The organism is Kitasatospora fiedleri (assembly GCF_948472415.1).
In the GTDB taxonomy this organism is placed as follows: domain Bacteria; phylum Actinomycetota; class Actinomycetes; order Streptomycetales; family Streptomycetaceae; genus Kitasatospora; species Kitasatospora fiedleri.
On record NZ_OX419519.1, the window covers coordinates 6,570,974 to 6,595,413 of the forward strand.

Here is a 24,440-nt window from a genome sequence, read left to right on the forward strand (position 1 = left end):
ACCCGACGTCCTTCTCCCGCCGCGCCCGCCTTCCCACCATGCGGAAGGCCCGGCGCGCGCCGCCCGCTGATCCCCGGAGCCCCGCCATGAGCACGTCCCCCGCCGCGCCGCCGTACCCCGACACCCTGTGGTTCACCCGCTGCCCCGTGCCGACCGCCACCGGCATCGCCGCCGACCGGGGCTGGCTGGCCGAGGAGTTCGCGCCCGAGGGCATCGCGGTGCGCTCCCTCCAGGACGTCCCGCCGGAGGTCGCCGCCGACCACCACTACACCCACGCGCTGGCCGGACTGTTCCGCGAGGGCGGCAACGTCCCGGCGCTGTGGGCGCGTTCGCGCGGCGAGCGGACCAGGCTGATCGGCCTGACCTGGATCGAGGAGCGGCAGAGCGTCCTGGTCCGGGAGGGCAGCGGCATCACCTCCGCCGAGCAGCTGCGCGGACGGCGGCTCGCCCTGCCCCGGCACCCGATCGCCATCGACTTCTGGCGGGCGATGGCGCTGGCCGGCCACCACGGGGCGCTCGCCTCGGCCGGGCTCACCCTCGACGACGCCGAACCGGTCGACGTCGAGGCGGCCCCCGGCGGAGGCCAGTGGGAGGCCGAACTCGCCGCGCTGGCGGACGGCCGGGTGGACGCCGTGTACGTGAAGGGCGCGCTCGCCGTCGAGGCCGCCCGCCGCCACGGGGCCGTCCCCGCCGTGGAGTTGGACGCGCTGCCGGACCGCCGGCACCGGGTCAACAACGGCACCCCGCGCCCGATCACCGTCCACCAGCAGCTGCTGGACGAGCACCCCGAGCTGGTGGCCCGCTTCCTGGCCGTCCTGCTGCGGGCCGCCGACTGGGCGGCCGGACAGCCGGGCGAGGTGGCCCGCATCCTCGGCGCCGAGACCGGCGCCGGACCGGAGGGCGTCGCCGGCGCGTACGCCGAGGGCGGCCACCGCACCCTGCACCCCGACCTGTCCGCCGACCGCCTCGCCCTGCTCGCCCGGCAGGAGGAGTTCCTGCACGCCCACGGCTTCCTCGCCGACCGGGTCGACGTCCACGCCTGGGCCGACCCCGCCCCGCTGGCCGCCGCCCGCGACCTGCTCGCGCGGCGGCCGTGACCGCCCGCCCCTTCCCTCGCTCCTGATCCCCCGCTCGGCACCCCCTGTTGGAGAGACCCATGCACACCCCCGTCCGCCGCCGCTCCCTGCTCGCCGCCACCGCCCTGACCGCCGTCGCCGCACTCGCCCTGACCGCCTGCGGCTCGTCCGCCGAGAACGCCGCGGCCTCGGCCGACGGAAAGGGCGGCGCGGAGGTGGTGCTGAGAGTGCCGGACCCCGGCAACTCCGGCTTCCTCGCCCAGGGGAAGAAGGACGGCTCGCTGGACAAGGCGCTGGCCGCCGTGCACGCCAAGGTGACCTGGACCGGCAGCGCCGGCCCGTTCGCCCCCGCCGCGCAGGCCCTGAACGCCGACCAGCTGGACGTCGCCCAGGGCTCGATCACCTCGGCGGTCGCCGCGCTCGCCCAGAAGCCCGGCTTCAAGCTGTTCTCGCAGACCGAGCCCGACCAGGCCGGCGAGGGCATCCTGGTGAAGAACGGCTCGCCGATCAAGGAGGTCAAGGACCTGGTCGGCAAGAAGGTCGCCGTCTCGCAGGGCGGCACCTCCGAGTACCTGCTGCTCAAGGCACTGGAGAAGAACGGCATCCCGGCCGACAAGGTCGAGCGGGTCTACCTGCGGGCCGACCAGACCTCCGGCGTCTTCAACTCCGGTCAGGTCGACGCCTGGGCGACCTGGAACACCTTCTCGATCCCCGCCATCGCCAACGCCGACGCGCACTTCCTGGTCGACGGCAAGGCCGTCGGCAGCGACAACTACGCGGTGTGGGCGGTGCGTTCGGCCTTCGCCGACAAGCACCCCGAGGTGGTGCGGGCGTTCTACGACTACCTGCACGAGAACGGCGCCAAGGAGAAGGCCGACCCGGCCGCCTACCTCAACGTCTTCACCGACGCCGGGCCGACCGCCGTCACCCCCGCCGAGCGGACGATCGCGGTCGACTTCGGCAAGCAGCGCGCCGTGGACGCGCCGATCACCGCCGCCGACACCGCCCGCTTCGACGTGGTCGCCAAGTTCTACGCCGACCAGGGCGTCACCAAGACCCAGGTGGACGTCAAGCCCTACCTGATCGACATCGACTCCCTCGCCGGGAGCGGGAAGTGACCACCGCCACCACCAGCGCCGGCACCGGGGCGGCGACCGGTACCGAGGCCGCCCGGGCCGCCGGGCTGGTCGCCCCCCGGGCCCGGGCCGCCACCACCCGGCCGCGCGGCGTCTCGCTCGCCCTGCGCACCCTGGGCCCGCTGGCCCTGCTCGCCGCCTGGCAGATCTCCTCCGCGACCGGCGCGCTCACCCCCGACGTGCTCGCCTCGCCCGGCCAGGTCGCCCAGGCCGTAGGGGAGTTGTGGGGCAACGGGCAGCTCACCGACGCGCTGTCCACCTCGCTGACCCGGGCCGCCCTCGGCCTGCTGTTCGGCGCCGGCGCCGGCCTGGTGCTCGGCGTGGTCACCGGCTTCTTCCGGCTCGGCGAGGAACTGCTCGACTCCGCCGTCCAGGTGCTGCGCACCGTCCCGTTCCTGGCGCTGGTGCCGCTGTTCATGGTCTGGTTCGGCATCACCGAGACCGCGAAGATCGCGCTGATCGGCGTCGCCACCTCCTTCCCGATGTACGTCTCCACCTCCGGCGGCGTCCGCAACACCGACCGCAAGCTCGTCGAGGCGATGCGCAGCTTCGGGCTCTCCCGCTGGGCGATCGTCCGCGAGGTGGTGCTGCCCGGCGCGCTGCCCGCGCTGCTGTCCGGGCTGCGACTGTCGATGACGCTCAGCGTGATCGCGCTGATCGCCGCCGAGGAGATCAACTCCACCGAGGGGATCGGCTACCTGATGGCCCAGGCGCAGAACTTCTCGCGCACCGACGTGCTCGCCGTCTGCATCCTGATCTACGGCCTGCTCGGCCTGGCCGCCGACGGCGCGGTGCGCGTCCTGGAACGCGTGCTGATGCCCTGGCGCCCCGGCACCGGACGGCGGGGGGCCGGACGGTGAGCGACACCCGCACCCCCGCCGTCCACCTCCGGGGCCTGCGCCGGGTGTTCGGCACCCGCGCCGTCCTGGACGGCATCGACCTGGACATCGCCCGCGGCGAGTTCCTGGCCCTGCTCGGCGCGTCCGGCACCGGCAAGACCACCCTGCTGCGCATCCTGGGCGCGCTCGACCGGGCCGACGGGGGCACCGTGCTCGTGCCGCCCTCGCGGACCGTGGTCTTCCAGGAGCCCCGGCTGATCCCGTCCAAGCGCGTCCTGGGCAACGTCACCGTCGGCCTGCCGCGCGGCGCCGCCACCCGGGAGACCGGCCGCCGGGCCCTGGCCGAGGTCGGCCTCGCCGACCACGCCGACGCCTGGCCCGGCACCCTCTCCGGCGGCGAGGCGCAGCGCGCCGCGCTCGCCCGGGCCCTGGTCCGGGAGCCCGAACTGCTGCTGCTGGACGAGCCGTTCGCCGCCCTGGACGCGCTCACCCGGCTGCGCATGCAGGACCTGGTCGGCGAACTGTGCCGCAAGCACCGGCCCGCCGTCCTGCTGGTCACCCACGACGTGGACGAGGCGATCCGGCTCGCCGACCGGGTGGCCGTCCTGCGCGACGGCGCGCTCGTCCGCGACGAGACCGTCGCCGTCGACCACCCCCGGGACCCGGCCGACCCCGACTTCGCGGCGCTGCGCCGCCGCCTGCTCGCCGACCTCGGCGTGCACCGGGACACCGCACCGCAGCACGCCAACTGACCCACCGCCCGAGAGAAGAGACCGCCATGACCGTCACCGTCGGTGTGCACCGCTCCAACCCGTCGCTCTACCACCTGGCCCGACTCGACTACCTCCAGCAGGAGTTGGCCCCGCTCGGCGAGAGCGCCGAGTTCCACCACTACACGGACGGCACCAGGACCGGCCCCTACCTGGCCGACGGCACCATCGACTTCGGCGGCACCGGCTCCACCCCGCCGATCACCGCCCAGGCCGCCGGCCACGACATCGTCTACACCGCCGTCTCCGCGCCCCGCCCCGACCACGGTGCGCTGCTGGTCGCCGCCGACGGCCCGGTGCACTCCGTCGCCGACCTGAAGGGCGCCACCGTGGTGCTCGGGATCGGCTCCTGGCAGACCCACCTGCTCGCCAAGGCCCTGCACCAGCACGGCCTCTCGTACCGCGACGACATCAGCGCCGAGCGCCCGGCCGGGGACGAGGCCGAGCGGCTGCGCGACGGCCGGATCGCCGGCTGGATCGCCCAGGGCGCCGAACTCGCCGCCGCCCGCCGCACCGGCGGGTTCCGCGAACTGATCCGCACCGGGGACGTCATCACCGACCGCTCGGTGTTCTTCGCCCGCCGCGAACTCGCCGTCCAGCAGCCCGAGGTGGTCGCCGCCATCGTCACCGCCCTCCAGCGCGCCGACCACTGGGCCGCCGCCCACCCCGCCGAGGCCGCCGCGATCGCCGCCGAGGACCAGGGCGGCGAGGCCGCCGACTGGCACACCGCGCTCGCCGCGCTGCCCTGGCGGCTGGAGCCCGCCACTGCCGCGTTCGTCGCCGAGCAGCAGGAGGCCGCCGACATCTTCCACGGCGTCGGCTTCATCGACCGCCCCGTCACCGTCGCCGACATCCACCTGCCCGAGCTGGAGCAGCCCGTCGCCGCCGCCATCGCCCGCGCCGCGCAGGAAGGCTGAGCGCCGTGGCCACCGAAGTCCTCTGGTACCTGATCCCGCGCGAGGGCCACTACCCGTGGGAGCCCGAAGGCCGCCGCCCGGTCGACCTCGGCTACCTCCAGCACCTGGCCGCCACCGTCGAGCGGCTCGGCTACACCGGCGCGCTGCTGGCCACCGACCAGTACGACGTGTGGGCGCTCGGCTCCGCGCTGGCCGCCGCCACCGGCCCCGGCTTCCAGCCGCTGCTGGCCGTCCACCCCGGCCTGGTCTCGCCCACCCTGCTGGCCAAGATGGCGCTCTCCTTCGAGCACCTGCACGGCCCCGGCCGGCTGCGCTTCAACGTGGTCAACGGCTCCACCGGCCAGCTGCGCGAGTACGGCCTGCACGTCGAGCACGACGACCGCTACCGGCTGTCCGCCGAGTACTGGAGCCTGGTCAAGCGCCTCACCAGCGGCGAAGTCTTCGATCACGAAGGCGAGTTCTACCAGCTCAAGAACGCCGGGGCCTCGCTGCGCGACCTGCCGCCGCTGCGCGAGGGCCACATCCCGCTCTGGTTCGGCGGCTCGTCCCCGGCCGGCATCGAGGTCGCCGCCGAGCACGTCGACGTCTACCTCACCTGGGGCGAACCCCCGCACCTGCTCAAGGAGAAGCTGGAACGCGTCCGCGAACGCGCCGCCGCCCACGGCCGCACCCTGCGGCTCGGCCTGCGCCTGCACCTGATCGTCCGCGACACCGAGGAACAGGCGTGGGCCGCCGCCGACCGGCTGCTCGACGTCACCAGCGAGGCCACCTACGCCCGCCAGCTCGGCGGCCGGGCGGGCGAGGACGGCGTCGGCTGGCAGCGCCAGTTCCGCCAGCACGGCGGCCGGGTCCCGGCCCGCGCCCGCGAGCTGGAGACCCACCCCAACCTGTGGCCCGGCATGAGCCTGTTCCGCCCCGGCCCCGGCACCGCCGTGGTCGGCTCCACCGAGCAGGTCGTCGAACGGCTGCGGGAGTTCCAGGAGTTGGGCGTGGACACCTTCATCCTCTCCGGCAACCCGCTGCTGGAGGAGGCGTACCGGGTCGCCGAGACCGTCCTGCCGAAGCTGCACTCCTGAGTGCGCCCCCGAGCCCGGAACGCCCGAGCCCGGAACGCCCGAGCCCGGACCGGCGGGCGGCCGAACTTCCCCCGGCCGCCCGCCCGTCCACCCGGCTCCTCGCCCGACCGGCTGCCTCGCCCGGCCGACTGCCCGCCCTGCTCGGCCGACTGCCCGCCCTGCTCGGCCGACCCCGGGCTCGGTCGGCTACTTGCTCAGCCGGTCGATCTCGGCCAGCTCCTCGGCGGTCAGCGGACCGGCCGCCAGCGCGTCCAGGTTCTGGTCCAGCTGCTTCACGCTGGAGGCACCGATGATCACCGACACCACCCGCTCGTCCCGCAGCACCCAGGACAGCGCCAGCTGCGCCAGGCTCTGCCCGCGGCCCTCCGCGACCTTCGCCAGCGCCCGCAGCTGCTCCAGCTTGGCGTCCGTCAGCGCCTCCTCCTTCAGGAAGTGGCCCACCGACATCCGCGACCCGGCCGGCACGTCACCCGACAGGTAGCGGTCCGTCAGCAGGCCCTGCGCCAGCGGCGAGTAGGCGATCAGCGCGGTCTGCGTCTCGCCCACCGCGTCCAGCAGGCCCTGCTCCGGCTCCCGGTTCAGGATCGAGTAGCTGGCCTGGTTCAGCAGGCACGGCGTGCCCAGCTCGCGCAGGATCGCCACCGCCTCCCGGTGCTGCTCCGCCGGGTAGTTGGAGATCGCCGCGTACAGCGCCCGGCCCGAGCGCACCGCCGTGTCCAGCGCCCCCATGGTCTCCTCCAGCGGGACGGTCGGGTCCCACCGGTGCGAGTAGAAGACGTCGACGTAGTCCAGGCCCATCCGGCCCAGCGACTGGTCCAGGCTGGCCAGCAGGTACTTGCGGCTGCCGCCGTCCCCGTACGGGCCCGGCCACATGTCCCAGCCCGCCTTCGAGGCGATGAACAGCTCGTCCCGGAACGGGCGGAAGTCCTGTGCGAACAGGTAGCCGAAGTTGCGCTCCGCGCTGCCGTACGGCGGGCCGTAGTTGTTCGCCAGGTCGAAGTGGGTCACCCCCCGGTCGAAGGCCCGGCGCAGCACCGCGCGCTGCACGTCCAGCGGCTGGGTATCACCGAAGTTGTGCCACAGGCCGAGCGAGACGGCGGGCAGCTGCACGCCACTGCGCCCGGCGCGGCGGTAGGTCATCGAGGCATAGCGGTCGTCCGCAGGGAGGAAGCTCATGACCAGCATCCTGCCAGGTGGCGGCCCCCGGCGGGACCAACGGCCCTGCCCCCGGACACCGCCCCGGCGTAGCCTGGCCGGGCGGGCACCGCGGCGCGCCACCGCCCGTGACAGCGCGTGAGGGCGGGTGACGGCCCGCGTGACAGCACCAGGAGGACACCGCCGTGGCACTGCCGGACATCACCAGCCGGGCCGACCTGGAACGGGCCCTCCGGCTCTTCTACCGCGCCGCCTTCGCCGACCCGCTGATCGGCCCGCACTTCACCGAGGTCGCCCGCCTCGACCTGGAGGCCCACCTCCCCCGGATCACCGACTTCTGGGAGAGCGCCCTGCTGCGCACCGCCGCCTACCGCGGCAACGCGCTCGCCCCGCACGCCGCCCTGCACGCCGTCGCCCCGCTCACCGCAGCCCACTTCGGCCGCTGGGTCCAGCTCTGGCGCGCCACCCTCGACGGCCGCCACGCCGGCCCCGTCACCGAACGCGCCAAGGCCCAGGCCCAGCGGATCGCGGTCGCCATGCTGCGCCGCCTGGACGGGGGCGGCACCGACGGCGGCAGCGGCGGCTTCGTCCCGCTCGCGGCCGTCCGCCTGGCCTCCGGCAGCGCCGCGCCCTGACGGCCGGGCGCCGGGTTCCGACGGCCCGGTCAGGTGTTCGCCACCGGGCGCGGTTCCAGGGGGCGCGGCTCCACCGTCCGGGCCTTCGGCGCGGCGGGCTCCGCCGCCCGGGGCTCGCGCAGGTCGGGGATGCGGCGCAGGCCGCCGCTGACGGTGCTGTAGAGGGCCAGCGCCAGCAGCACGCCCGCGTTCAGCAGCAGCACGGTGGACGCCGAGAAGTGGTCCAGCAGGGCGCCGCTGACCAGCGGGCCGAACGGGACGAACAGCGCGGGCGCGATGCCGCAGGCGGTCTGCACCCGGCCCAGCAGGTGGTCCGGGACGGAGTGCAGCCGGGCCGCGGAGATCACCGCGTTCGCGGCGGGCGAGGTCAGGCCGCACAGGCCGATCACCAGCGCCGTGAACGCCACCCCGTAGCCGAGCGCGAGCAGCGGGGTCAGCAGCGCGGTGCTCCAGCAGACCGCCAGCACCAGGGTGCGCGGAGCGAGGGTCCGTCCGGCCTTGGCGGAGAACACCGCGCCGACCAGGTTGCCCGCGCCGGACATCGCGATGATCAGCCCGTTGTGGTAGCTGCCGCCGGGCCCGGCCTGCGCGCCCTGCGCGACCAGCACCACCACGATGCCGCTGAACACGAAGTTCACCAGCGCCGCGTTCACCAGCGTGTACCGCAGGAACGCGCTGCGCCGCACCTCCACCAGCCCCGTGGTCAAGTCGCGCAGGAACGGCGGGCGTTCGGCCTTCGGACGCCCCGCGCCCGGCGTCTCCTTCGGCAGCCGCACGAACAGCACGCACAGCGCGGACGCGGCGAACGAGGCGGCGTCGACCACGAACGGCAGCACCGGCGTGACGGCGTACAGCGCGGCGCCGAGCATCGGCCCGCCCAGGGTGGCGACCGCCGAGCGGGCCTGTGCCATCGACACGGCGGTGGTCAGCTGGCTGCGCGGCACCACGTGCCGCAGCGCGGCCGAGGCGGCCGGCCCGAACGGGGCGCTGAGCAGGCTGTTCAGCACGGCCAGGCCCACCGCGAGCGGCAGGTTCACCCGGTCGGCGAGCACCGCCAGCGCGAACAGCGCGAAGGCCACGGCCCGGGCCAGGTCGCAGAAGAGCATCACGGTGCGGCGGCTCAGCCGGTCGACCAGCACGCCGGCCGGGAAGCTGGCGAACAGCGAGGAGACGATCTCGGCGAAGGTGACCAGGCCGAAGTCGGTGATCGAGTGGGTGGCCGCCAGCAGGACCAGGGGGAGCGCGATGTACGTCGCCTGCGAGCCGAACGCGGACAGGGCGTGGGCCAGCCACAGGCGCTGGTAGTCGGGGTTGCGGTACAGCGGGGTGGGCGGGGCGTCTGCCACGGCGGTCCTCCCGGATCCGGAAATCGAGCAGGGAACGGAACGGCCGGGGCGGCCGGCACCCGGGAAGGTGCCGGCCGCCCCGGCCGGACCCGGCCGCGCCCTACGGGGGTGAAGGGCGGGCCGGGGGGCGGTGTCCGGCGAGGATCAGACGGCGTCCTCTTCGATCTTGCTGTGGCAGTAGTTGCTGACGGTGCTCCACTCGTTGAGCTCGCCCTCGTCGGTGTCGGCGACGGACAGGTTCTGGAGCTTCAGGATCTCGGACATGGTGAACTCCTCTGTGATGGTGGTTTGTTGTGGTGGAGCGGGGGTGGAGCGGGATCGAACGGGGAGGCTTAGAGCGCGTCTTCCTCGATCTTGCTGCCGCAGTGGTTGGAGACGGTGCTCCAGTCGTTGAGCTCGCCCTCGTCGGTGTCGGCGACGGACAGGTTCTGGAGCTTCAGGATCTCGGACATGGTGAACTCCTCTGTGATGGTGGTTTGTTGTGGTGGAGCGGGATGTGGGGCGGGATCGAGCGAGGGGGCTTAGAGCGCGTCCTCTTCGATCTTGCTGCCGCAGTGGTTGGAGACGGTGCTCCAGTCGTTGAGCTCGCCCTCGTCGGTGTCGGCGACGGACAGGTTCTGGAGCTTCAGGATCTCGGACATGGTGAACTCCTCTGTGATCGTTGGTGGTTGTGGTGCAGTGGGGTGGAGCCGGATCGAGCGAAGGGGCTTAGAGCGCGTCCTCTTCGATCTTGCTGCCGCAGTAGTTGCTGACGGTGCTCCACTCGTTGAGCTCGCCCTCGTCGGTGTCGGCGACGGACAGGTTCTGCAGCTTCAGGACCTCGGACATGGCGGTTCTCCTCTGTTCTCGGTGGTGCGTCGACTCCCGGACGGTCGCCCGGGAGGGCAGGTGGGGCCCGGCGTCGGCACGGGCTCAGGGGCGGCCGGCCGCGAGGGCCGGCAGGGTGGCGCCGGGCAGGTCCAGCGGTGCGCCGGCGGCGGCGTGGACGGCCAGCAGGACGCCGGCGGTGCCGGTGGCCAGGTCCATCGACAGGCGGTGCAGCTGGTCGCCGGCGATCGCGGTGCCGCCGCGGTACGGGACGGCGTGCCAGGCCAGCAGGCGGCGCTGGCGGGCGATCCGCTCGGCGGCGCCGGGCCGGTCGGGGTGGGCGGCGAGCAGGGCCAGCAGTCCGGCCCGGCCGTGGAACAGGCCGCCGAAGATCACCAGCCGGGCGCGGGCGGCCAGCAGGATGCCGTCCAGGGCGAGGGCGAACTCCTCCTCGTCGGGCCGGTGCCGCAGGTAGTGGCCCAGGGCCAGGCCGACTCCCGCGCTGCCGTTGCCCAGGTAGGGCAGCAGCCGGGTGCCGTCCAGCAGGTTGACCGCGCCCTCCTCGCCGGTGCGGCACTGCGCCAGGTCGGCGCGCAGGGCCCGGGCGGCCAGGTCGAGGTGGGCCGGGTCGCCGCTGTCCTGGTGCAGGTGCAGGAAGAACGCGGCGATCCCGCTCGGTCCGGTCAGCAGGCCCGCTCCGGCCGGGGGCGGCGCCGCCGGGTCGAGGGCGGCGGCCAGCCGTTCGGCGGTGCGGTCCAGCGCGTCGCGCAGGCCGCCGTCGCCGGTGGCGCGGTGCAGCCGGTGCAGGGCCAGTCCGATGCCGGCCAGGCCGCTGCGCAGCGACAGGTCGCCGGGCGGGGACGGGTCGGGGCTGCGCCCGGCGCGCTGGAGGACGTCCAACGCCTCCTGCTCGCGGCCGAGTTCGTGCAGGACCAGGGCCGCGCCGTGCAGGCCGTCGTACAGGCCGGGGCGCAGGTCGCGGGAGCGGCGGGCGGCCCGCCACAGCCAGTCGGTGTGCTCCTCGTCGACCGGCTGCCCGATGGCGTGCAGGGCGTGCAGGACGCCGGCCGCGCCGTGGGCCAGGGTGTAGCCGCCGTCGTTGAGACCGGCCGGGTCGCCCGGGAAGAGTCGGTCGGCGCGCTGCGGGGTGGCGGAGGCGAGGATCGCCCGGGCGAGCGCCTCGGGCAGTCCGGCGGCGTCCGGACGGTCGAAGGGCTCGTCGTCGGAGCGGTCCGCGGGGCGGTCGGGGATGCCCGGACGGCGCAGGCCGCGCCGGACGCGTGCGGTGTGGGCGGTCGGCACGGGGAAGAACTCGGCCATGGCGTCCGCGAGTTGGTCGACCTTCGCGGGGCGCAGGTCGAGCAGCATGGTGTACGGCAGGAACAGGGCGAGCCGGATGCAGTCCAGCGCGTACCTGTCCCGTTCGAAGCCGGCCATGGCGTGCGGGGCGACGAAGCCCGGACAGGCCACGGACGGTTCGGGGTCCAGGCCGGGGCGGTGCGCGACCTCGAAGTCGACCAGACAGATCCGGCCGTCCGGGCGCAGCAGCACGTTCGCCGGGTGCAGGTCGCCGAAGGCGTACCCGCGGGCGTGCATCGCGTCGACCGCCCGCTGCAACTGGTCGAGGACGTCGAGGGCCTGCGCGGTGTAGCGGGCGAGGTCCCCGGGGGAGGGCTCGGGCCTGGTCAGCGGGTTGGAGCGGGCCAGGAACTGGCGCAGCGTCTCGCCCTCGACGTACTCCTCCGCCAGGTAGTGGTGCTCCCAGACGGTGAACTCGTCGATCAGCCGGGGCACGAACTCCAGCCCCGCCAGGGCCCGCAGGGCCCGCGCCTCGGTGCGCAGCCGGGCCACGGCGTCGGCCCCGGAGCCGTCCAGCCCCGCCAGCGGCCGGGCCTCGCGCAGCACCACCGGCTCGCCGTCGCCGTCGCCGTCCCGTTCCCGGGCCAGGTAGACGCCGCCGCCGTTGGAGAAGTGCAGCGCCCGCTCGATCTCGTACGGCAGCCCCGGCTGTCCGGCCGCGGCGGCCTCGTCGGCCCGCAGCTGCTCGGCGACGCACTCCGGCGGCTCCAGCCACGGCGGCAGCGCGAAGTACGGGTCGCGGCGGTCCGGGACGAGGGTGCCGTCCGGCGCCGCGATGGCCAGCACCCGCTCGCCGCTGTCCAGCGTGCACCAGCGCTCCAGGAAGCCGCCGTAGCGCAGGTAGAGCGGCCCGTCCTGCCAGCGCAGGTCACCGAGCACGTACGGGGCGCGGCGGCCGGCCAGCAGCGGGCCGAGCGCGTCCAGCACGGTGCGCAGCCGGGTGTCGTCGGCCGGGTACAGCGTCATCAGCTTGCCGCTGCTGCCCCGGCGGGCGTACTTGCTGTTGTTCAGGTGGTGTATTCGGGGGTTGACCAGGAACTTGTGCGGCAGCCCGGTCTCCAGACAGTACGCCGAGACCAGGTCGATCACCTCGGCGGCCTCGGCGGGCACCGCGGAGACGTGGATCTTCCAGCCCTGGTCCGGCAGTTCGGCCCGCTCGGGGGTGAGGAAGAACCAGGACCCGTCCTCGTGGCTGCGCCAACCCGCCGGGGCGGGACGGTCGGCGGCGGCGAACCGGCGCTTCTCGGCGCGGTCCACGGGGTGGTCGTAGAAGTGCGGATCGTCCCCGGCGAACATGTGGTGATTGCGTTTCACGTCGTCCACCCCTTTCCGTGGTCGTGGATCTCGGTTTCCCTTGGTGGTGCGGATTTCCGTTCCGGAATTTCCGTTCCGGAATTTCTGCTACGGAGTTCTTCCGGCGGTTCGGGCGCCGGTTCAGGCGACGATCCAGCCCTGGTTCAGGTTGCGGCGGGTGTCACCGAGGACGCGGTCGGTGCGCTCCGCGGACTCCGGCGAGTCGGCGAGGAAGTTCGAGGTGGCGTGCATGGCGGACTCCTTGGCGAGATCGGTGGGTCACTGACCCCAGGTCACGTCGTCGGGGTGTGCGGACGGCGTGGCGGTGGGCGACGGGACGGAGGTGGCGGACACCCCCGGGCCGCCGGCCCGGGTGGCGGTGCCGTGCGGGGAGGAGAGCTCCGGGCCGGCCAGGCCGACCAGTGTCGAGAGCCCGGCGACGAGCAGTCCGGCGAGCGCGGTTCGGGCCGTACGGGTGGCGTTCACGGAATTTTCTCTCCCTCGGGAAATCGATTCTGCTGCGGCGTTCTCCGGCATTCTCCGACTTCTGCGGAGTGCGGTCCGGTGCTGTCGGCATTCGCTTTCTTCGCGCTTTCTCCCCTGCCGACACCTCTACTTTGGCGTGCCCGGCGGGAGCGCGGAAGGCCGGTGGGATGGACGGATGTTGCCCTGGCACAAGTCGTCCACTCGTCCCACCCGTCACTCCTGTCCCACCGGTGCACGGCGACCCTCCCGCGCCCCACCGGTACCCGGACGGTGCCGCCCCGGCGACCGGCGGGAACCCGCTTGGAACCGGCTTGGAGCGCAGGTGGGCGGGGGTGGCGCGACGGCATCGCATAGGCTCGGCCCCACGATGGTGCGGATCACTGTGCTCGGGACGCTGACGGCGCAAGTGGCGGGGGCCGCCACCCGGTTGGGGGGCCCGCGCCAGCGCGGCGTGCTCGCCCGACTGCTGGTCGCCCGCGGGACGGCCGTCCCCGCCGACCGGCTGATCGACGGCCTCTGGGACGGCCGCCCGCCCGCCAAGGCCGCGACCTCCCTCCAGGCGTACGTCTCCAACCTGCGCCGCCTGCTGGAACCCGAACGCGGCCCCCGGCAGGCGGCCCGCCTGCTGGTCAGCGAGGCCGGCGGCTACGCGCTGCGCGGCGTCCGCACCGACGCCCAGGACTTCGAGGACCTGCTCGACGCGGCGGGGGCAGCTGACAGGGCCTCCGGGGCCGAGCGGTTCCGGGCGGCGCTCGGGCTGTGGCAGGGACCGGCCTACCACGAGTTCGCCGACCGGTCCTGGGCCGCCCCCGAGATCGCCCGACTGGAGGAACTGCGCACCACCGCCCGCGAATCCGCGATCGAGGCCGACCTCGCCACCGGCCTGGCCCGCCCCGCCGCGCAGGAGGCCGCCACCCTCGTCGAGGACCACCCCCTGCGCGAACAGACCTGGCGCCTGCTCGCCCTCGCCCTCTGGCACAGCGGCCGCCAGGCCGACGCCCTCGCCGCGATCCGCCGCGCCCGCACCTACTTCGCCACCGAGCTCGGCCTCGACCCGGGACCACTGCTTACCACCCTCGAATCCGCGATCCTGCACCAGCGCACCGAACAACTCGCCCCCGGCAAGAGCCCTTTCGCGGCCGAGACGACGAGGCAGACCACCGGCCTGCCGGGCGGGAGCGGCCTGCCGGGCGGAGCCGGTGGGAGTGGCCTGGTCGGCGGAGTCGGCCTGCCTGGCGCGGGCGTCGGGGTCGGCGGGGTGAGCGAGGTTGGCCTGCCCGGCGGGGTCGGCCTGTCCGCCAGCGGTGGCGCGGGTGCGGTGGCCGGTTCCGTCCTCGGGCCGACGCACGCCTCCGCCTCCGGTCCCGCGTCCGCCTCCGGTCCCGGGCCCCTCCCCGCGCCCGCCTCCGCCTCCCTCCCCGTGCCCACGTCCGGCCCCGCGCCTACCTCCCTCCCCGTCTCCCTCCCCACGTCCCCGAGCGCCGGGCCCGATCGGCCCGCCGGCGGTCGGCCGCAGGTGTTCGTCGGGCGGCGGGGCGAGTTGGCGGCGCTGCTGGGGGCGGCCGGGCGGGCGCGGGGCGGGGTGGGGTTCGCGGTGGTGAGCGGGGAGGCCGGGGTCGGGAAGTCCACGGTGCTGGGGCGGCTGCGGGAGCGGCTGACGGCGGACGGCTGGCGGGTGCTGACCGGGCGCTGCCCGGAGAGCGCGGGGGCCCCGGCGGCCTGGGCGTGGACCGAGGTGCTGCGTGAACTCGCCTGGCACGAACCGGACACCGCCGCCGATCCGCTGCTCGCCCCGCTGCTGGCCGGACCGGAGTGGACGGACCGCCAGGACCCGCTGTCGGGGCGTTTCCGGCTGCACCGCGCGGTCGTCGCCCGGCTGCACGCCGCCGCCCGGACGGCGCCGCTCGCCGTGCTGCTCGACGACCTGCACGCGGCCGATCCGGAGACCCGGGAGCTGCTGGGCGAGTTGGCCGCCGACCAGGCGTCCTTCGGGGCCGGGGGCGGTCTGCTGCTGGTGGCCGCCCTGCGCCCGGGCGAGGGCGAACTCGCCGAGGTGCTGGCCCGGTTGGCCCGTCGCTCTCCGGTCCGGGTGCCGCTCGGCGGGCTCGCCGAGTCCGACGCCGGGCGGCTGATCGAGGCGGTGTGTGCCGCTCCGGTCCGCCCCGAGACCGTCCGGGCGCTGGCCGAGCGCACCGGCGGCAACCCGTTCTACCTCGCCGAGAGTGCCCAACTGCTCGCCCTGGAGGGGGAGTCGACCGCGCTGCGGCAGGTCCCGCAGGGTGTCCGGGACGTGCTGCGCCGCCGGTTCGAGCGGCTGCCCGCCCCCGCCGTCGACCTGCTGCGGCTGGCCGCCGTGGCCGGTCGGGAGAGCGACGTCGACCTGCTGCTGCGGGCCGGTGAGCAGGACGAGAACACCGCGACCGAGGCCGTCGAGGCGGCCGTCGCGGGCGGCCTGCTGCTCGAACCCCGGCCCGGCACCGTCCGGTTCGCCCACGTGCTGGTCCGCGACACCCTGTACGCCGATCTCGGCGGTCTGCGCCGGGCCCGCCTGCACGGCCGGATAGGACACGCCCTGCACGACCTGCGGCCCGGCGAACTCACCGCACTGGCCCACCACTTCACCCAGGCCGCGACCACCGCCACGGCCGCCCTCGCGGTCGACCACTGCGTCCGGGCCGCCGAGGCGGCCGAGCGGCGCTACGCCCACCCCAGCGCCGTCAACCTGCTCCGGCAGGCCGTCGACAACCTCGACCGCGCCGCCGAACAGCCCGGCGAGGACCGCGCCGCCCGCCGGATCGACCTGCTCGGCGCGCTGCTGCGCGCCCAGGTCCGGGCCGGGCAGGTCACCGCCGCCACCGGGACCAAGGCGCGCGCGCTCCGGCTCGCCCGGGAGAGCGGCCGGGAGGACCTGCTGATCGCCGCCTGGACCGCCTGGACCGAGCCCACCCCGTGGGTCACCCACCCGTACGGCACCTTCGACCAGGAGGCCGTCGACCAGCTGACCCGGCTGCTGCGCCGCACCGACCTGCCGCCCGCCACCCGCTGCCGCCTGCTCGACGCGCTCACCCAGGAACTCGACTGCACCGGCTCGCCGGAGGCGTTCACCGCCGGGAGCGAGGCCGTCGCGATCGCCCGCGCCGAGGGCGACCCGCTGCTGCTCTGCCTGGCGATCGCCGCCCAGGCCCGGTCCTGCGACCACGAGTTGGCGCCCATCGACCGGGCCAGGCTGGCCGCCGAACTCGCCGAGCTGGCCACCGAGCACGACCTGCCCGCCTACCGCTGGCACGCCGAGCACCTGGCCGCCACCGCCGCCGCCGTGCACGGCGACCTGCCCGCGCTGCGCCGCCACCTGGCGGCCGGTGAGGAGATCGCGCACCGCTACGGGCTGCCCGAACTCGCCGACGTGGTGCTGTTCCAGCGCGGCATGCTGGCACTCGCCGCCGGCCGCGTCGACGAGGCGGTCGCCCGCTACGAGCAGGCCCTGGCCGGTCTGCGCGCCCGCGACTCGCTGCATGCCGGCGGCCTGGCCGCGCTGATCCGGGTGGTGATCGCCCACCGGCAGGGCCGGCTGGCCGAGATGCTCCCGCTGATCGAGGAGCACCGCGCGCAGTACGGCCCGCTGGTCGCCGACGTCACCGCGCTCGCCCTGCTCGCCGCCGGGCACGGTCCGGAGGCGGCCCGGCGGGCCCGGGGCGAGCGCCGGGGTGTCCAGGCCGACTACTTCCGCTCGCTGTTCCTGCAACTGCGCGCCGACCTGGTCATCGCCCTGGACGAACGTGCCGAGGCCGCCGAACTCCTGGACGAGATGCGCCCGTTGGGCCACCTGGTGGCCGGCGCGGCGTCCACCTCGATCGCGGTCCGCCCGGTCGCCCTCACGCTCGGCGAACTCGCCCGCCACCTGGGCCGCACCGCCGAGGCCGCCGGGCACTTCCGCCGGGCCGCCGAGGTGGCCCGCCGCTGGGAGGCCCCGGGCTGGGAGGCCGAGGCGCGGGCGGCGCTGGAGCGACTGCCGGTACCGGGGAGCCGGGGGAGTGACCCGCGGGGCCGCCCCGAACCGCCCGCGCCCCGGGGGGAGCGGGACTTGGAGCGGCGGTGCCAAGCGGGCTCCAAGCGCCGCCTTCCACACTGGGGTCCGACACCGCGTCGACCCCTGAACGGAAGGCTTCTGCCATGTCCACACTCCTCGGCCGCCTCGGCGGGGCCGCGGCGGCCCGACCCTGGCGCACCGTCGCGGCCTGGGTGCTGCTGATCGGTGCGATCTTCGGCCTGGCGCAGGCGTTCGGCGGCGAGCCGCGGGACGACTACCGGGTGCCGGGGACGCGTTCCACGGCGGGCATGGACCTGCTGAACGCGCGCTTCCCGGAGAGCTCGGGGACCAGCGCCCGGGTGGTGGTGCACGACCGGGACGGGAAGGCGCTGCCCCCGGCGGCGCTGGCGGGCCTGCGGGAGCGGCTCGCCGGACTGCCGCACGCGCTGTCGGTCGGCGAGCCGATACCGTCGGCGGCCGGTGACACCGCGCTGCTGACGGTCGGTTACGACGTCAAGACGACCGCGTTCAAGGGCGCGGAGGGCCTGGACGCGCTGCGCGCCGCCGCCCGGCCGACCACCGACGCCGGGTACCAGGTGGAGTTCGGCGGGGAGCTGCCGGAGAACTTCACCGCCCCCGACGGCGCGGCCGAGGCGATCGGCATGGCCGCGGCGCTGGTGATCCTGGTGGTCGCGCTCGGGACGGTGACCGCGGCGGGCCTGCCGCTGCTGGTCGCGCTGGCCGGGCTCGGCGCGGGCACCGGGCTGATCACCCTGATGGCGGCCGTCACCCGCATCAGCGACATCGCGCCCACCGTGGCGTCCATGGTCGGCCTCGGCGTCGGCATCGACTACGCGCTGCTGCTGGTCTCCCGGCACGTCGAGGGGCTGCGCCGGGGCCTGGACGCCCGGGCGGCCGCCGCCGAGGCGAACGCCACCGCCGGCTCCTCGGTGGTGGTCGCCGGGGCGACCGTGCTGGTCTCGCTGTTCGGCCTCAAGCTGGCCGGGCTGGCCACCTACGCCTCGTTCGGCTACGCGACCTTCGCCACCGTCGGCGCCGTGATGGCCGCCGCGCTCACCCTGGTCCCCGCCCTGGCCGCCCTCGCCGGACCCCGGATGCTGCGCCGCGCCGAACGCCGGACCGAACGCCGCGCCGTCGCCGCGCCCGCCGAAGCCGGAGCCACGGAGGCCGAGAGCGCCGGCCCGACCCGCACCGAGCGCTGGGCCCGGCTGATCGGTCGCCGCCCGGTCACCGCCGTCGTCCTCTCGCTGGTGGTGCTGCTCGGCCTGGCCGCGCCGGTGCTCGGCATGCGCACCTGGCCGCAGGACGCGGGCAGCCAGGCGGCCGGCAACACCACCCGCAAGGCGTACGACCTGATCGCCGGGGCGTACGGCCCCGGGGCGAACGGGCCGCTGCTGCTCGCGGTCGACCTGGAGCAGCTGCCGGAGTCCGAACTGCCCGCCCTGGAAAGGAAGCTGGCGTCCGACCCGGCGGTCGCCGCGGTCCAGCCGGCCCGGATCGGTGCGGCCCGGGACGCGGCCGTGATCAGCGTCCAGCCGACGACCGGCCCGCAGGACCGGGCCACCGAGAAGCTGCTGAAGCGGCTGCGCGGCGGGGAACTGCCGGCCGGGGTCGAGGTCACCGGCCAGGTCGCCGCGTTCTCCGACATCTCCGACCGGCTCGCGCAGCGGCTCTGGGTGGTGATCCCGTTCGTGGTCGCGCTCTCGCTGGTCCTGCTGACCGTGCTGTTCCGGGCGCCGGTGATCGCGCTCAAGGCCGCCGCGATGAACCTGCTGTCGGTGGCCGCCGCGTACGGGGTGATGACGGCGGTCTTCCAGCACGACGCGGGCGCGAAGCTGCTCGGGCTGCCGCACGCGGTGTCGGTCTCCAGCTGGGTGCCGATCCTGATGTTCACCGTGCTGTTCGGCCTGTCGATGGACTATGAGGTGTTCCTGCTCTCCCGGGTCCGCGAGGACTGGCTGGCCACCGGCGACGCCCGCGGCAGCGTGGTGCGCGGGCTGTCCGCCACCGGGCGGGTGATCAGCAGCGCCGCCGCGATCATGGTGGCGGTCTTCACCGGCTTCGCGATCGACCCCGACATCACCGTCAAGATGATCGGCGTGGGCATGGCCGTCGCCGTCCTGGTGGACGCCACCGTGGTCCGGATGGTCCTGGTGCCCGCCACCATGACCCTGCTCGGCCGCCACAACTGGTGGCTGCCCCGCTGGCTGGACCGCCTGCTCCCCGAGCTGCGGATCGAGCCCGGCGAGACCCCGGCCCCCGCCCGGCAGCCGGTCACCGCCTGACCCCCAGGAGCGCGCCCCGCCCGCCCGCGCCCCCGTACGGCCGCGCGGGCGGGTGGGCGAAGCCAGGTTGATCATGGCGGCGTGTTGAACCGGACATCACGGTACAAATCCCATCTAATACGCTCATGAGTCTCCTGCGTGAGAACGCCGTTCTCGCCCTCTTCTTCTGTCTGGGCCTCGGCTACCTGGTCGGAAAACTGCGCGTCGGACCGATCCAGCTCGGCGGCATCTGCGGAGTCCTGATCGTCTCGATGCTGGTCGGCGCCCAGCACGTCTCGGTGAACGCGGACGTCAAGAACGTGGCGTTCGCGCTGTTCATCTTCTCGCTCGGCTACATCGCCGGCCCGCAGTTCTTCGCCAACCTGAACGCCAAGGGCCTGCGCTTCGGCGTGCTGTCCGTGATGGAGGCGGTCGTCGTCGTCCTGATGGCCCTGGGCATCGCCGAGGCGTTCGACCTGGACGTCGGCACCGCCGCCGGCATCCTGGCCGGCGCCGCCACCGAGTCCGCCGCCGTCGGCACCGGGCAGGACGCGATCGCCAAGCTCCCCGGCATCACCGCGGACCAGACCACCCAGCTCCAGGCGCACGTCGCCACCGCTTACTCGGTCTGCTACCTGTTCGGCCTGATCAGCATCGTCCTGCTGACCAGCCAGCTGTTCCCGATGCTGATGCGGATCAAGCTGCCCGAAGCCTCCCGCCAGGTCTGGGAGAAGATGCGCGGCGGCGGCAACGAACTGGAACCCGGCGAATCCCCCGCGCTGCCCGCCCTGGTCGGCCGCACCTACCTGGTCTCGCAGGGCGAGGGCACCCGGGTCAGCCAGATCCAGGAGCGCTCCGGCCAACTGGTCACCGTCGAGGCGGTCAACCGGGGAGGCAAGAAGCTCGGCGTCGACGACGACCCGGTGCTGCGCCGCGGCGACCAGGTGCTGGTGGTCGGCCGCCGGGCCGCCGTGCTGGACGCCGGGCACGAGCTCGGCCCCGAGACCAGCGGCGTCCCCGGCCTGGACAGCCCGATGACGGTCCGCCAGGTCGTGGTCACCAGCAAGGAGGTCGCCGGGCACACCCTCAACGCCGTCCGCGACCGGGACCACGACGCCACCGGCGGCGTGTTCCTCACCGACATCCAGCGCGTCGACCACCACCTGCCCGCCGTCGGCGACACCGAGGTGCACCGCGGCGACACCCTCACCGTGATCGGCGCCCGCTCCCGGGTCGAGAAGTTCGCCACCAAGGTCGGCGCCACCGTCCGCTCCGACACCGCCGACTACATCTACATCTCGCTCGGCATCTGCCTGGGCGTCCTGCTCGGCAAGATCGTCGTCCGCTTCGGCGACATCAGCCTGACCCTCGGCACCGGCGGCGGCTGCCTGATCTCCGGCCTGGTCTTCGGCTGGCTGCGCTCGCTGCGCCCCACCTTCGGCGCCTACCCGCCGGCCGCCGCGCAGACCATCAAGGACCTCGGCCTGGCCGTGTTCATCGCCGTCACCGGCATGGCCGCCGGCCCGGACGCCGGACCGCTGCTCAAGCAGTACCCGGTGCTGCTGCCGGTCTCCGGCATCCTGATGGTGGTCGTCCCGGCCTTCCTCGGCCTGTTCATCGGCCGCCGCCTCCTCAAGATCGAACCGCCGATCCTGGTCGGCGCGATCGCCGGACAGCAGTGCTCCACCCCCGCGATCACCGCCGTCAACAACGCCGCGCAGAGCAGCGTCCCGATGCTCGGCTACACCATCACGTACACCATCTCCAACTTCCTGCTCCCGCTGACCGGCCCGCTGCTGGTCGGCCTGGTCGGTCTGAACGGAGGATGACGGTGGACTGGATCACCGACCACGTCTTCAAGCCCTACCCGGAACTGCTGATCTTCCTGACCATCGCGATCGGCTTCCTCGTCGGCCGGCTGCACTGGAAGGCCATCGGCCTGGGCGCGGTCACCGGCTGCCTGGTCGCCGGGCTGTTCACCGGCTGGCTGACCGACGTGCAGGTCAACGGCACCGTCAAGTCGGTGTTCTTCATCATGTTCCTGTTCGCCCTCGGCTACAAGGTCGGCCCGCAGTTCTTCCGCGGCCTGAAGAAGGACGGCCTGCCGCAGGTCGCAGTGACCCTGGCGGTCTGCCTCAGCGGCCTGGCGATCTGCTGGGGCTTCGCCGAGATGCTCGGCTACGGGCCCGGCCTGGGCGCCGGACTGCTCGGCGGCGCGCTCACCCAGTCCGCCGTGATCGGCGTCGCCCAGGACGCCATCGGCGGACTGCCCGGCCTCAGCCAGGACCAGATCACCGCCCAGCAGAACCTCGTCCCGATCGGGTACGCCGTCACCTACCCGCTCGGCACCATCCTGTGCGCGATCCTGCTGGCCAACGTCGCCCCGCGCTTCCTGCACAGCGACCTCGCCGCCGACTCCCGCGAACTGGCCGCCGAACTCGACGCCCCCGCCGACGACCCCGACCTCGCCCAGGGCTACTACGAGGTCGTGCTGCGCGCCTACACCGTCGTCAACGGCCCGGCCGGCTCCACCATCGAGCAGTTCGAGCAGCGCGAGCAGGCCGCCGGACGCCGGATCTACCTCACCCGGGTCCGCCGGGACGGCAAGATCCTCGACCACGACCAGCAGACCGTCATCGAACGCGGCGACGTGCTCGCCGTCAGCGCGATCCGCCACGACCTGGTCGAGTTCGACCCGGTCTCCGGCATCGGCCCGGAGACCGACGACGTCGAACTGCTCGGCTACCAGACCGAGCAGCTGCACGTCGTCGTCTCCGAGAAGGCCCAACTCGGCAGGACCATCGCGGAGCTGCGCCGCGAACCGTTCATGGTCGGCGTCTTCGTCGACAAGGTCTACCGCTCCGGCGCCGAGTTCCCCTACCGGCTCACCACCCAGCTCGAACGCGGCGACACCCTGGTGCTGTCCGGCCCGCAGCGGCTGGTCGGGCCGGCCGGGAAGGCGATCGGCAAGCCCGTGCCGACCAGCTTCGCCACCGACATGACCTGGGTCGGCCTGGGCATCTTCCTCGGCGGCTGCATCGGCATCCCCGCGCTCACCCTCGGCGGGGTGCCGATCAGCCTCTCCACCTCCGGCGGCGCGCTGATCATGGGCCTGGTGTTCGGCTGGGTCCGCGGCAAGTACCCGACCTTCGGCAACGTGCCGCCCGGCGCCCAGTGGTTCATGGACACCCTCGGCCTGTGCGCGTTCGTCGCCATCGTCGGCATCAACGCCGGACCGAGCTTCACCAGCGGCCTCTCGCAGGCCGGTTGGGGCCTGCTGGTGTGGGGCGCCGTCGCCACCGTCGTCCCGCTGGTGGTCGGCCTGCTGGTCGGCCACTTCGTGTTCCGGATGCGCCCGCCGATCCTGATGGGCGTGGTGGCCGGCGCGCAGACCACCACCGCCGCGATCGGCGCCATCAACGAAGCCTCCCGCAGCCAGATCCCCACGCTCGGCTACACCATCCCGTACGCCGCAGGCAACGTCCTGCTGACCATCTGGGGCGCCGTCATCGTCGCCCTGCTCGGCTAGCCGCCTCCCCGGAAGGACCCGCACCCGTGAGCAAGCCTTCGATCAGCCGTGAGGAGATCCACCGGCTCTCCCAGCTCAGCCCGTTCGAACTCAAGGGCAAGTTCATCGAACTCGCCGAGCACTACCAGGCCGACCAGCCCGGGCAGAAGGAGAAGTCCACCGCCAACATGCTCAACGCCGGACGCGGCAACCCCAACTGGGTCTGCACCGGCCCCCGCGAGGCCATGCTCGCCCTCGGCCACTTCGCGCTCAGCGAGTCCCGCCGGGTCTGGACCGCCGACAACCTCGGCGGCATGCCCGAGCAGACCGGCATCGCCGGACGCTACGACCACTTCGCCCGCTCGCACCCCGAACTGCCCGGCATCGACCTGCTCACCGCCTCCGTCGGCCTCGCCGTCGACCGCTTCGACCTCGACCGCGACGCCCTCCTGCACGAACTCGCGGACGCCGCCATCGGCGACAACTACCCCGTCCCCGACCGGATGCTGACCTGCGCCGAACAGATCGTCACCGGCTACCTGCAGGACGAGCTGATGGACCGCCGGCCCCCCGAGGGCGCCCTCGACCTGTTCGCCACCGAGGGCGGCACCGCCGCCATGTGCTACATCTTCGACTCCCTGATGAAGAACGGCATCCTGCACAAGGGCGACAAGATCGCCCTGATGGTGCCGGTCTTCACCCCCTACATCGAGATCCCCGAACTCGACACCTACGAGTTCGAGGTGGTCCAGGTCCAGGCGTCCTCCTTCGCCGAGGCCGGCGTGCGCGAATGGCGCTACCCCACCGAGGAGGTCGCCAAGCTCGCCGACCCCGCCGTCAAACTGGTCTGCCTGGTCAACCCCAGCAACCCGCCCTCCCTGGCGCTCTCCCAGCGGGTCACCGACCAGATCAAGTCCATCGTCGCCACCGACAACCCGGGCCTGATCATCGTCACCGACGACGTCTACGGCACCTTCGTCGACCACTTCCGCAGCATCGCCGCCGACCTGCCCCGCAACACCCTGCTCGTCTACTCCTACTCCAAGCACTACGGCTGCACCGGCCACCGCCTCGGCGTCATCGGCCTCCAGCGCGACAACGTCATCGACGACGCGCTCGCCGCCCTGCCGCAGGCCGAGAAGGACCGGCTCGCCAAGCGCTACGGCAGCCTCAGCCTCGACCCGGCGAGCATCCGCTTCATCGACCGGCTGGTCGCCGACTCCCGGCAGGTCGCCCTCAACCACACCGCCGGGCTCTCCCTCCCGCAACAGGCCCAGCTCACCCTGTTCTCGCTCTTCGCGATGCTCCCCGAGGGCAAGGCGTACAAGGCCAAGGTGCAGTCCATCGTCAAGCAGCGCCTCGACCTGCTGCTCGAAGGGTCCGGGATGAAGATCTCCGAGGACCCGAAGCGGGCCGGCTACTACATCGAACTCGACCTGCTCGCCGAGGCCGAACGCACCTCCGGGCCCGAGTTCGCCACCTACCTGCGGCAGAACTACGAACCCACCGAACCGCTCTTCCGCCTCGCCGAACAGACCGGCGTCGTCCTGCTCAACGGCGGCGGCTTCGACGGCCCCGAGTGGTCCGTCCGGGTCTCCCTGGCCAACCTCGACGACCTCGACTACCTCAAGATCGGCCACCACCTGAAGACCATCTTCGACGACTACCGCACGGAGTGGCAGGCCGCCGAGGGCCGTTGACGCCCCGCCCCGCCCGGGGGCCGCC

General features: G+C 74.0%; 20 protein-coding genes. 12 read left to right on the forward strand and 8 right to left on the reverse strand.

Going from position 1 to position 24,440, the window contains the following annotated elements:
* Positions 1–86 precede the first annotated feature (86 nt).
* Genes QMQ26_RS29655 through QMQ26_RS29680 form a run of 6 tightly spaced genes read left to right on the forward strand, consistent with a single transcriptional unit; the run spans position 87 to position 5,814 of the window.
* Positions 87–1,097, forward strand: coding sequence for an ABC transporter substrate-binding protein (locus tag QMQ26_RS29655; RefSeq protein WP_282203365.1), 1,011 nt, complete (start codon positions 87–89; stop codon positions 1,095–1,097).
* A gap of 59 nt (positions 1,098–1,156) precedes the next feature.
* Positions 1,157–2,194 (forward strand): NrtA/SsuA/CpmA family ABC transporter substrate-binding protein, encoded by a 1,038-nt coding sequence (locus tag QMQ26_RS29660; RefSeq protein ID WP_100839552.1) that lies wholly within the window; start codon positions 1,157–1,159, stop codon positions 2,192–2,194.
* A complete protein-coding gene (locus QMQ26_RS29665) occupies positions 2,191–3,072 on the forward strand; it encodes an ABC transporter permease (RefSeq protein ID WP_449768963.1) in 882 nt (293 codons plus the stop codon). The genes QMQ26_RS29660 and QMQ26_RS29665 overlap by 4 nt, the downstream gene beginning before the upstream one ends.
* Complete coding sequence (locus tag QMQ26_RS29670; protein WP_100839551.1) at positions 3,069–3,803, forward strand: ABC transporter ATP-binding protein; 735 nt, start codon at positions 3,069–3,071, stop codon at positions 3,801–3,803. Before QMQ26_RS29665 ends, QMQ26_RS29670 begins: the two co-directional genes overlap by 4 nt.
* 26 nt (positions 3,804–3,829) lie before the next feature.
* Positions 3,830–4,738: an ABC transporter substrate-binding protein gene (locus tag QMQ26_RS29675; RefSeq protein WP_282203366.1), complete on the forward strand. Its 909-nt coding sequence runs from the start codon at positions 3,830–3,832 to the stop codon at positions 4,736–4,738.
* Positions 4,739–4,743: 5 nt separating this feature from the next.
* Complete coding sequence (locus QMQ26_RS29680) at positions 4,744–5,814, forward strand: LLM class flavin-dependent oxidoreductase (RefSeq protein WP_282203367.1); 1,071 nt, start codon at positions 4,744–4,746, stop codon at positions 5,812–5,814.
* A gap of 186 nt (positions 5,815–6,000) precedes the next feature.
* Here QMQ26_RS29680 and QMQ26_RS29685 read toward each other — a convergent pair whose 3' ends face one another.
* Positions 6,001–6,990: an aldo/keto reductase gene (locus tag QMQ26_RS29685; protein ID WP_100839548.1), complete on the reverse strand. Its 990-nt coding sequence runs from the start codon at positions 6,988–6,990 to the stop codon at positions 6,001–6,003.
* Between the two features lie 164 nt (positions 6,991–7,154).
* On the opposite strand from QMQ26_RS29685, the gene QMQ26_RS29690 reads away from it, so the two are divergent.
* Positions 7,155–7,604: a group III truncated hemoglobin gene (locus QMQ26_RS29690; protein WP_282203368.1), complete on the forward strand. Its 450-nt coding sequence runs from the start codon at positions 7,155–7,157 to the stop codon at positions 7,602–7,604.
* Positions 7,605–7,633: 29 nt separating this feature from the next.
* Here the strand turns inward: QMQ26_RS29690 and QMQ26_RS29695 are convergent, their stop codons facing one another.
* From QMQ26_RS29695 to QMQ26_RS29725, 7 genes are all read right to left on the reverse strand, one after another.
* Positions 7,634–8,950, reverse strand: coding sequence for an MFS transporter (locus QMQ26_RS29695; RefSeq protein WP_282203369.1), 1,317 nt, complete (start codon positions 8,948–8,950; stop codon positions 7,634–7,636).
* 144 nt (positions 8,951–9,094) lie between these two features.
* Positions 9,095–9,214: a class III lanthipeptide gene (locus QMQ26_RS29700; RefSeq protein ID WP_198545003.1), complete on the reverse strand. Its 120-nt coding sequence runs from the start codon at positions 9,212–9,214 to the stop codon at positions 9,095–9,097.
* Between the two features lie 68 nt (positions 9,215–9,282).
* Entirely contained in the window at positions 9,283–9,402 is a 120-nt protein-coding gene (locus tag QMQ26_RS29705) for a class III lanthipeptide (protein ID WP_193588066.1), read from the reverse strand.
* A 69-nt stretch (positions 9,403–9,471) separates the two neighbouring features.
* Positions 9,472–9,591 carry a class III lanthipeptide gene (locus QMQ26_RS29710; protein ID WP_193588066.1) on the reverse strand — a complete coding sequence of 40 codons (120 nt, stop codon included), beginning with the start codon at positions 9,589–9,591 and terminating at the stop codon, positions 9,472–9,474.
* A 67-nt stretch (positions 9,592–9,658) separates the two neighbouring features.
* Positions 9,659–9,778 (reverse strand): class III lanthipeptide, encoded by a 120-nt coding sequence (locus tag QMQ26_RS29715; RefSeq protein WP_199847198.1) that lies wholly within the window; start codon positions 9,776–9,778, stop codon positions 9,659–9,661.
* A gap of 84 nt (positions 9,779–9,862) precedes the next feature.
* Positions 9,863–12,430, reverse strand: a complete 2,568-nt coding sequence (gene lanKC, locus QMQ26_RS29720; RefSeq protein WP_282203370.1) for a class III lanthionine synthetase LanKC — start codon at positions 12,428–12,430, stop codon at positions 9,863–9,865.
* Positions 12,431–12,688: 258 nt separating this feature from the next.
* Entirely contained in the window at positions 12,689–12,895 is a 207-nt protein-coding gene (locus QMQ26_RS29725) for a hypothetical protein (RefSeq protein ID WP_282203371.1), read from the reverse strand.
* Positions 12,896–13,262: 367 nt separating this feature from the next.
* Between QMQ26_RS29725 and QMQ26_RS29730 the strand changes: the two genes are divergently transcribed.
* The 5 genes from QMQ26_RS29730 (at position 13,263) to QMQ26_RS29750 (ending at position 24,415) form a co-directional block, all read left to right on the forward strand.
* On the forward strand, positions 13,263–17,144 hold the full coding sequence (locus QMQ26_RS29730) for a BTAD domain-containing putative transcriptional regulator (protein ID WP_282203372.1): 3,882 nt from the start codon (positions 13,263–13,265) through the stop codon (positions 17,142–17,144).
* Positions 17,066–19,228 (forward strand): MMPL family transporter, encoded by a 2,163-nt coding sequence (locus QMQ26_RS29735; protein ID WP_282203373.1) that lies wholly within the window; start codon positions 17,066–17,068, stop codon positions 19,226–19,228. The genes QMQ26_RS29730 and QMQ26_RS29735 overlap by 79 nt, the downstream gene beginning before the upstream one ends.
* A gap of 125 nt (positions 19,229–19,353) precedes the next feature.
* Positions 19,354–21,036, forward strand: a complete 1,683-nt coding sequence (gene aspT / locus QMQ26_RS29740) for an aspartate-alanine antiporter (protein ID WP_282203374.1) — start codon at positions 19,354–19,356, stop codon at positions 21,034–21,036.
* The gene (gene aspT, locus QMQ26_RS29745) at positions 21,033–22,736 is read left to right on the forward strand and encodes an aspartate-alanine antiporter (protein ID WP_100839540.1); all 1,704 of its coding nucleotides are present in this window, start codon (positions 21,033–21,035) and stop codon (positions 22,734–22,736) included. Before aspT (QMQ26_RS29740) ends, aspT (QMQ26_RS29745) begins: the two co-directional genes overlap by 4 nt.
* Before the next feature lie 26 nt (positions 22,737–22,762).
* Complete coding sequence (locus tag QMQ26_RS29750) at positions 22,763–24,415, forward strand: bifunctional aspartate transaminase/aspartate 4-decarboxylase (protein WP_282203375.1); 1,653 nt, start codon at positions 22,763–22,765, stop codon at positions 24,413–24,415.
* The last annotated feature ends 25 nt before the right edge of the window (positions 24,416–24,440 follow it).